Genomic DNA, 2,275 nt, shown 5'->3' with positions numbered 1-2,275 from the left:
CAGGAAAAGGATCAGGGTGCTCATGGGCGGGTTTTGCGGGCCATTTTAGGGGGCGGGCGTGACGCAGCGGCGGTGTGGGTGGGTGCAGTGTGAGGGTTGTTACACCCTCAGCGCTGTGCCCCGGGCAGCAGTTGCGTGGTTTCCCGGTCGAAGGCGCCGCGTTCGCGCCACAGTGTGGTCACGTCGATGCCCTGTTTGCGCACCAAAGAGCGCTCGTCCACCATCGCATCGCCTAGGCGCAGGCGGCCCCGCACTTCAAAGTACGACGAGGCCACGGCGTGGGCACTTTCGTTGATGTCGATGCTGGCGCCCACCAGGTCGCGCACGTCGCTGAGGGTGCGGAAGTGCCGTGCCTCGCGGGTCTGCACGATCTTCTGGGCCGTGGCGCTGTCCAGCCCGTCGATGGCGGCCATCAGCACGTTGATGTCGGCGGTGTTCAGATTGACTGGGGTGCGCACGGGCAGCAGCGTCACATGGGGGGCGAGCGCCGCCACCGTGGCCGGGGTCAGGCCCAGCCACCCCAGCTGGGTCACGCTGGGTGGCAGCAGGGGGGCGGAGCCGCTGTCGGCACCCGCACCCGCCTGCGCGCGGCGCAGGCCGTCGATCAGCACGCTCAGCTGCTGTCCGGGCAGGCCCAGGCGCTCGAACAATCGGGTGAACTGCCGCAGTGCCACGGCCTGTACCTGCCCGCCCTCCGCGAGGTTGGTGATGTTCAGGCGGCCCTGCAGGTCGGTGATCTGGCCCGACAGGAAGGCCTCGGTGGTGTCGGTGCTGGCGTCGTCCACCTGGGTCACGTTCTTGTCGGCCGCAAGGAAGGTGGACAGCCGGGCCTCCTGCAGAGGGATGGCCCAGGGCTCGGCCAAGTGGTCGGCCCCGCCAGAGCGCCCGTCCTCGCGCAGGATGAGCCGCGACCAGTCGAGCGCGCCGATCAAGATCCACGCGGACTGCACGCGGCCGCGCTCGGCCGTCTCGACCTCTACCGCGCGCCACTGCTGCCACATCGCGGCGGCCGCGAAGGTGGCGACCAGCGTGACGGTGAGCATGGCGGCGAGCAGGGCCGCACCGCGCGCCCTGTGCCTGTGCGATGGGCGCTGCCACAGCGAGTGCCACCGTGGAGCTGGCTTTGCCAGGCCACGGGTGGCGTCCCCCTGGGGGGATGCGGCGCAGCCGCTCAGGGGGGTACTCACGATCTGCCTCCGCCCAGCACGGGGTTGACCCAGTCGCGCGTCAGCTGGCCTGCCAGCGCCTGGCCCGGGGGCAGGGTGATCTGCAGGCGGATGCCGTCCGGAATGGCCGAGGTGCTGTCGCCCGACGGGGTGCCCGTGCTCGACTGCGGGTTGGACCACGCGCCGCCCCGGTAGTAGAAGATCTGCCAGCTGTCGAGCGGCAGCAGCGTCACCTCGTAGCGCCGCTCGGCGTCGCCCGGCGTACGCGCCCACTGGGCGGCCTGCTCCCAGGCCTGCCGCCAGTCGGCGCGGGTGCGCACCGGCGGCGACTGCCAGCGCAGCCACTGGCCCACGCCCTGGTTGTTGTTGCGGCGGGTCCAGGCCACCACCAGCGCACCCTCGTCGGGCACAGCGCTGCTGCGGCGGGTGAGGCGCAGCACCTGGCCGTCCCAGTCCAGCGGCGTGGTGTTGGCAACGGGCATCAGGGCGTCCAGGTCCGTACCCCACTGCCCCAGCGCAGCCTGCAGCACCAGCATCTCATCTGCCCGCTGGCGCGTGGACTCCTGCGCCCGCACCATGCCATCGAGCCCGCGCCAGCTCAGGATGGCAATCAACGCCATCACGCTGATGGCGACCAGCAACTCGATGAGTGTGAAGCCGAGCGGGGCCGTGCCCCCACTGCTGAGGCGCCGGCGCGAGGCCTGAGCAACTGGCGCGGCCCAGGCCAGCGGACGCCGCGCAAGGGCCGCCCCGCCGCGCTGGCGGCGTCCCCCTGCCCGCATTGCGCAGCAATGCGAGAGCGGGGGGAAGGCCCGCAGGGCCTCAGGGGGGTGTTCCATCAATACCTTCCAATGATGGTGGAGAGGCGCAGGATGGAGTTGTCCCCGTCCAGCACCTGCGCATCGATGCGCCGAAAACTCGGGTTGGGCGTGGGCCGCACGATGGTCACCACTTGCAGCTGGCGCCCGGCCTGCTCGCAGGTCAGGCTGCTGTCACCCACGCTGGGCATCTGGCGGGAGAGCCGGGCCTTGACCAGCTCGTTCTCCGCGCACAGCTGCGCGAGCACGATGTCGGACTGCCGCAGGGCGTTGCGCGTGAGCGCCGTCGTG

3 protein-coding genes are annotated in these 2,275 nt (G+C 71.1%); all 3 read right to left on the bottom strand.

What is annotated here, in order from left to right; translation table 11 throughout:
- Positions 1-107 precede the first annotated feature (107 nt).
- The gene (gene gspK / locus DBR23_RS00235; protein WP_158276405.1) at positions 108-1,187 is read right to left on the bottom strand and encodes a type II secretion system minor pseudopilin GspK; all 1,080 of its coding nucleotides are present in this window, start codon (positions 1,185-1,187) and stop codon (positions 108-110) included.
- Positions 1,184-2,005, bottom strand: a complete 822-nt coding sequence (locus tag DBR23_RS00230; RefSeq protein WP_199227591.1) for a type II secretion system protein J — start codon at positions 2,003-2,005, stop codon at positions 1,184-1,186. Before DBR23_RS00230 ends, gspK begins: the two co-directional genes overlap by 4 nt.
- Positions 2,005-2,275 (bottom strand): type II secretion system protein GspI (locus tag DBR23_RS00225; RefSeq protein ID WP_108496912.1); only part of this gene is annotated, 271 nt, incomplete at its 5' end. The genes DBR23_RS00230 and DBR23_RS00225, both read right to left, overlap by 1 nt.

The sequence above is a fragment of the Acidovorax sp. HMWF018 genome (assembly GCF_003061035.1).
GTDB lineage: Bacteria > Pseudomonadota > Gammaproteobacteria > Burkholderiales > Burkholderiaceae_C > Acidovorax > Acidovorax delafieldii.
This window is presented reverse-complemented; position numbering and strand designations above follow the sequence as displayed.